Origin of the sequence: Rhodococcus sp. 05-2254-6, from assembly GCF_002258565.1 — a bacterium.
Taxonomy (GTDB): Bacteria; Actinomycetota; Actinomycetes; order Mycobacteriales; family Mycobacteriaceae; genus Rhodococcoides.
The window spans coordinates 21105-27639 of sequence record NZ_NOZF01000189.1 but is presented as its reverse complement, the minus strand read 5'-3'; the positions used below and the strand labels follow the sequence as shown (position 1 = coordinate 27639).

Below are 6535 nucleotides of genomic sequence, written 5' to 3'. Positions count from 1 at the left end.
CGCGCCGACCAGTCTTCGGTCGGCTGGGTCTACGAGCCGGAGCGGGTGGTCGAGCACATCGTCGAGGGACCCGCCGTCGATCACGAGCAGTTGGCCAAGGAGCTCACCGAGTTCTCGCACGCGTCCGTTCCCGAGATCACTCTGCGGATCCGTCTGGCCGGTCGCTACCTGTTCCTCGATCTCAATCACGGTATCGGCGACGCTCTGTTGCCGGTCGACCTGTTCGCCTACTTGGCCGACGCACGTCCCGACGCCCCGCTTCCGGCGTGGGCGAGCAGGCCCGTCGACGGTCATCCTCTCCGAAAAGCACTGTTGCGCTGGATCGTTCGCAATCCCAGGAAAGTCTTGGACACGATCCACGACCGCGTTCGTCCCGGCCCGAACCCGGAATACGCAGCCACCGCGCCTGCGCCGGACACCGCATCGCCGACGGCATTTCGGCCGTGGGCACCGTCCGCGGCGGTGGCCACCGTGGTGACGCAGTCGGGTACCACCGATGCGATCCGGCGGTGGCGGGAATCCCACCTGCCCGGCGCGAGCGTCAGCGCGGTGATGTGTGCCGCCGTGGCTGCGGCGTTCGCGCGCACGTCGTTGTCGCTCGATCGTTCCGCGGCGTTTCTGTTCGACTGCCGCCGCTACCTTCCGCCGTCGACGGTGGTGCTCGGCAACTTCGCAGCCGGGATCCGTTTCTCCGACATCGATCCCACCTCGGCCGGGGAGGTGCACGGGGCACTGTCCGGTGCCATCGCCAAGGGCCGTCCCATCGCATCCGCGACGATCAGCACCATCAAATACAAGCGTGAACACAAGGCCGTCTCCGGGGTGTTCGGGGACAAAGTTCCGGTTCGCCCCAGAGTTCAGCTCATGTACTCCGATCTCGGTAGGGTCAGGCAGTTGGAGCAGGTCTCCTGGGTTGCCGAGCCCGCCGACCGCGCCTTCTTCGTGATCGCCGATCCGGGACTACCGGAGTCGGTGATGATCACGATGGAGACCATCGGTTCGGTCGTGTTCGTCTCGGCGTCGTTCCACGACAATGTTTTCGATCGCCACACAGTGCAAGCCGCACTCGATCTCGTAGCAGCGAACCCCCTCGCATTGCTGGCCCCTCAGGAGAAGACCGCATGACCATCGAAGCGAAGCGCCCCACCGAACCCGAAGCGAACAGTCCGACGTCGAGCACCGTTGCGCCTGCAACGAAGCGATCGGTCTTCGTTGCCCACGTCGCTCGGTGGGCGGGCTTGTCGGTGGTGCAGTTCGTTCTCGTCGAGTACATCGTCTCGGCCACGTGGCGGGGTCTCTACAGCTACCGGAACAACTACATCAGCGAGCTCGGCGTTCCCTTCTGCGGGCCTGCCGGCAACTGGCCGTGCAGCCAGCTCTACGTGCTGCTGAACGCCTCGATGGTGCTGTTCGGTGTGGCAATCGCCGCGGTGGGCGCATCCTGGTACATCGTTCGCCGGATCGACGGCAGGGCCGCGTCGTTCTTCCTCGTGGCCGGCGCGGGTGCCATGACCGCCGGCTTGGTCAACCAGGGCGTGAACTACCCCATTCACTCGTTCGGAGCCACCGCGTTCTTCATCTTCGGAAACTTCGGCCTCGTCGTCGCAGGCGGGCACCGGAGTCTGCCGCGCGGTATTCGCATCGTCGTGACCGCGCTCGGTGCCGTCGGTCTGGCCGGTTACTTCGCCTACATGAGCGGTCACGAGTTCGGTCTCGGTATCGGAAGCATGGAACGCATCGCCACCTATGCGCTTCTCGTGGGCATAGTCGTGCTGTCGGTCTCGCAGTTCAACGCGACGCGAGTTCCGAAGAACGTCGACGAGACCGCGTGAGTCGTCATGCCGCATCGAGCCACGAGTCCGGAACGGGGACCGTCGAGGTTTCGCGGCTACCAGGAACCGGGCTCATCGTCGAGCCTCCACGTCGACGCTGGCCTTCCGTTCTGGCGTTCCTCGTCGTGCTGGGTCTGGTCGTCGCCGGAACCGTGTACGGGATGACGCAGCGCTCGGACGGAGCCGACCCCGACTCCACTGCGCAGGGCACCGTCGACGCCACCTCCACGACGTCGGCGTCCAATACCGAAGCCGCCAAGCCCGGATTCACCGTCTACGACGACTTCTCGGGCACGGCGGGCGATGCCATGTCGGACGACCGTTGGAGTCACGATGTCGGACAGACCGGTTGGGGCAACAACGAGAAGCAGGACTACACCGATTCGACCGAGAACTCGTCTCTCGACGGTGACGGCCACATGGTCATCAACGCGATGCGCAACGGTGACGGGTACACCTCGGCCCGAGTGACCACCAAGGACAAGTTCGAGTTCACCTACGGCCGCATCGAGGCCAGGATCAAGATGCCGGCCGGAGCCGGACTGCATCCGGCGTTCTGGATGCTCGGTACCGACCTGGACTCGGTCGGCTGGCCGCTGTCCGGCGAGATCGACATCATGGAGACGTTGAACCAGGCCGATCAATACCACACCGGAATCCATGCGCCCCAACCCGATTCGTTGACCAGCCAGAAGGTGGACGCAGGCGGGATTCCGCCCGAGCCACTGTCCGAGAACTTCCATACCTACTGGGTAGAGCGCTCTCCCGGCCGCGTGACCACCGGCATCGACGGCACCACCTTGGCCACGATCACTCCGGCAGACCTCACCGGCGGCAACGACTACTGGGTCTTCGACAAGCCGTTCTTCCTGCTGTTCAACGTCGCCGTCGCCGGTGACTGGCCCGGCCCCACCGACAACTCCACGCCGTTCCCGGCGACCATGGCGGTCGACTGGGTGCGGTATCGCGCCGACTGAGACCCCGCTCCACCTGCCCGTACGTGTCACCCGAAAGGACCCTCCCCGTGTTACCTCCCGCGCTCCCCAGACTGCAGTCTCCCGAATGGGACGGTGCCGTGTGGATCGGTGACATCGACCTGGAGCAGGATCTTCCGGACTCTCTCGTACTCGACGGTTCCGACGGTTACCACCGTGCCCGGTTGCTGATCCGACGCGGACCCGACCCGCTGGGCTTCGTCGAACTCGATGTCGTCGACGGCGCGGTCGCGGCAGACGATGCACGGAGGGCGGCGATGTCGCTCGCCCAGGTTCCGATGCCCGATGCCGTTCCCGAGACCGATCGAGCGTTGCCGCCGATCACCGTGGTGATCTGCACTCGTGACCGAGTCGATCATCTGCAGGGCGCGCTCGCGTCGGTGTCCGCTCTGGACTACCCGGATTTCGAGGTGGTCGTCGTCGACAATGCGTCTCCGACCGACGCCACGCAGCAGTACGTTCGCGGGTTGGACGAGTCCCGTGTTCGCGTCGTGTCCGAGCCGACGGCGGGTCTGTCGAGAGCCAGGAACACGGGGTTACGAGCAGCGCGGCACGACATCGTCGCCTTCACCGACGACGACGTCGCCGTCGACGCGAGGTGGTTGCGCAGCATCGCCCGCGGCTTCGGGCGGGCCGAGCGGGTCACGTGCGTGTCCGGCATCGTGCCGAGTGGGGAGATCCGCACTCAGGCGCAGGCGTACTTCGATCGCCGCGTCGGATGGGCGAGTTCGGTGACGCCCCGGGTCTACGACCTGAAGAATCCACCGGCCGACGTGCCGCTGTTTCCGTTCCAGGTCGGGATGTACGGAACCGGAGCCAATTTCGCGGTCGACCGCGGACGGATGTTCGATCTGGGAGGATTCGACGAGGCATTGGGAGTGGGATCGCCGACCAACGGCGGTGAGGATCTCGACATGTTCTTCCGGGTGCTGATGGCCGGCGACAAGCTGGTGTACGAGCCTGCGGCCATCGTGTGGCACCGTCACCGCGCCGATCCCGAGGCGTTGGCGGTCCAGGCGCGCGGGTACGGACTCGGGCTCGGCGCGTGGCTGTACACGGTCGCCACCGACCGCAGATCCGCGAGCCTCGCGGCGAAGGTTGCCGCCCGCCGACTCGGCAGCGCAATTCGGTTGTCGGCCAAGATGAGCAAGGTCGCCTCCCCTCCCGACGATCTCGCTGCCGACCTGCCCGACGGTATCGGCCGGATGGAACTGCTCTCCATCGCCAAGGGCCCCGCGGCCATCCGGCGCAGCAGGCGCGAAGGTCGCGAGCGCACTCCGCTGGCGGGGGTGAGCCGTGAACCTGTCCTCGACTGATTCCGGATACCGGTCCATCGCAGATCTGCGGCACAAGCTGTTCGTTCCGTCCGACTGGACCGATTGGCCCGTCGGCACCACCGACTCCGCTGCAGGCACACGGCGGCGCGCGGGTAGCCGATTGCGCTACTCCGACATCAGCGTCCTCGCCGCCCTGTCCGGCCTGGCCTCGATGATCGCGCTGCCGACGCTGGTTCGCGTCGTGCTTCTGACGGTCCTGCTGTTCTTCGGACCCGGTGCCGCGATCCTGTCGTGGGTGCGCATCCCGCGCACCACGGTTCCTGCCGCCCTGCCGATTCTGAGTATCTCGGTGGTGACACTGATGGTGTCGGCGGCGATGTGGGGCTACCGCTGGTCGCCCCGGATGTGGACGTTGTGGCTGTGCCTGGCCCTGATCGGCTCGTCGGTGCTCTGGTACCGCAAGCACGGCCGTCCCGACCTGCCGGTCTGGGTGGCGCAGGCACGTGAGGTCGTCTCGCCGTCGTCGCGAACGTCCGCCCTCGCTTCCGTGAAATTCGCTCTGACCGACCGAGAGACGTTGCGACGCAATGTTGCCGGCCTGATTCTGGCGTTGGCGTTCTTTCTGTGGCTGCCGTTGTTGCCCGGTCTCGAGCGCGCAACGTACTCGCAGTTCGGGCTGCTGACCGCCGGAACCGGCCCTGGTTTGGTGCTGTGCATGGTGCTGATAATGGCGGCGTTCCTGATCGCGCTGCGGCGTCATCAGCTGCGCACCATGCTGCTCGCCATCGGCCTGGCCATCGTGGTGCAGCGATTCACCGTCACCCTCGTCACCTCCGCTCCGATCTACGACTGGACGTACAAGCACGTCGCCGTCACCGAGTTCGTGCTCGATCTGAACCGACTGGCTCCGAGCGGCGTCGACATCTACAGCGAGTGGCCCAGCTTCTTCCTCGTCTCGGCCTGGTTCCAGCACGTCACCGGATACGACACGCTGGCTCTGGCGCACGTGTTCGCGCCGATGATCCACGTGGTGCTCGCGGCGGCCGTCTACGGACTGGCGCGGGTCATGAAGTTCGACAGACGCGCCGCGATCACGGCGGCGATGCTCGCCGAGGTCATCAACTGGGTGGGCCAGGACTACTACTCACCGCAGGCGTGGGCCGTTCTGCTCGCCGTGGGCTTCCTGGCGCTGCTGATGTCCTCCTCGCTCACCCGGTCCGCGGCGTTCCTGTCGATCGTTCCGTTCGCGGCGCTGGTCCCCACGCACCAGCTGACGCCGTACTGGCTGATGGCCGTCACCGGCGTGCTGCTGGTGACGCGGCGAGCCAAGCCGTGGTGGTTGATGATTCCTCTCGGGATCATCCTGCTCGGATACCTGTATCCGCGACTGCCGATCGTGGCACCGTACGGACTCTTCCAGGGGTTCGACCCCGTACAGAACGCCGCGAGCAACGTCGAGGCGGAGGGCGTGCTCGGCAAACAGATCACGTCCCTGGTCTGCCGCGCACTGTCCGGCGGGGTGTTCGTGCTGGCGTTCGTCTCGGCGATCTACGCCTGGCGTACCAAGAAGACGTTCTGGGCACCGATGGTGATGGCGTTCGGATCGATCATGCTGCTCGCCGGGCAGAGCTACGGCGGCGAAGCGATCTTCCGGGTGTACCTGTACGCGATTCCCGGCTGCGTGCTGTTGATCACGCCGCTGTTCCTGGCCCTGTTCGATCGCAAGCCCTCCCAGGATCGCCCGTCCCGGGCCCGCAGGCTCACCGCCCGGACATCGGTTGCGGTCGCGACGGCCGGGGCTCTCGGCAGTGCCGTGCTGGGCTTGCAGAGCTACTTCGGCCTGTGGCCGATCGTGCTCGAACACCGCGACCAGATCGACGACGCCCGCGCGGTCGCCGCACAGTCACCGTCCGGCACCGCGGTCACGATGCTGTACTCCTCGGGCTACCCGGCCCGGTCGACGTCGGACTACGGGCGCCTGACGGAGGCCAACGAGTACTGGGACGTCCCGCTCTACGCGCTGGGCCCCGAGTACATGGAAGGCTTCCCGACGCCGGAGAAGCTCGGCCAGATCGACTACAACGCGTCGGTCAGCGACACACCCACCTACATGGTCCTGACCCGTCAGTCGCTCGAGGCGATGCAGTACTACGGGTTCGTCGCCGACGATGCGGTCGCACGTTTCCGGCAGTGGCTCGCCACCAACTCGGCGTGGTCGGTGCGGTATCAGGACACCAACACGATCGTCTACCAGTACCGATCGCGTTGATCTCGTCACAAACTATGACGTGCATCTCCAAACAATCTCCCAGTTGGTTTGTTCGCGGCTTGACAAACTCGTAGCTTCTTTTAAGCTTGCTTTCAGTCAAAGGAAACAGGTTCTTACGCTTGAGAACGAGCGTTATGACACTGTCTGTGGATGCGGCGGGGG

General features: G+C 65.7%; 5 protein-coding genes. All 5 read left to right on the top strand.

From position 1 onward, the window contains the following. Positions 1 to 1125, top strand: a 1125-nt coding sequence (locus CH256_RS28275) for a hypothetical protein (protein WP_179272240.1), incomplete at its 5' end; no start/stop codon positions are given. Beyond that, complete coding sequence (locus tag CH256_RS26625) at positions 1122 to 1832, top strand: DUF998 domain-containing protein (RefSeq protein ID WP_094671398.1); 711 nt, start codon at positions 1122 to 1124, stop codon at positions 1830 to 1832. The genes CH256_RS28275 and CH256_RS26625, both read left to right, overlap by 4 nt. Beyond that, positions 1829 to 2809 carry a glycoside hydrolase family 16 protein gene (locus tag CH256_RS26620; protein WP_256980746.1) on the top strand — a complete coding sequence of 327 codons (981 nt, stop codon included), beginning with the start codon at positions 1829 to 1831 and terminating at the stop codon, positions 2807 to 2809. Before CH256_RS26625 ends, CH256_RS26620 begins: the two co-directional genes overlap by 4 nt. Positions 2810 to 2856: 47 nt before the next feature. Beyond that, positions 2857 to 4143 (top strand): glycosyltransferase family 2 protein, encoded by a 1287-nt coding sequence (locus CH256_RS26615; protein ID WP_256989560.1) that lies wholly within the window; start codon positions 2857 to 2859, stop codon positions 4141 to 4143. Further along, positions 4124 to 6373 (top strand): hypothetical protein, encoded by a 2250-nt coding sequence (locus CH256_RS26610; RefSeq protein WP_094671394.1) that lies wholly within the window; start codon positions 4124 to 4126, stop codon positions 6371 to 6373. Before CH256_RS26615 ends, CH256_RS26610 begins: the two co-directional genes overlap by 20 nt. Positions 6374 to 6535 lie beyond the last annotated feature (162 nt).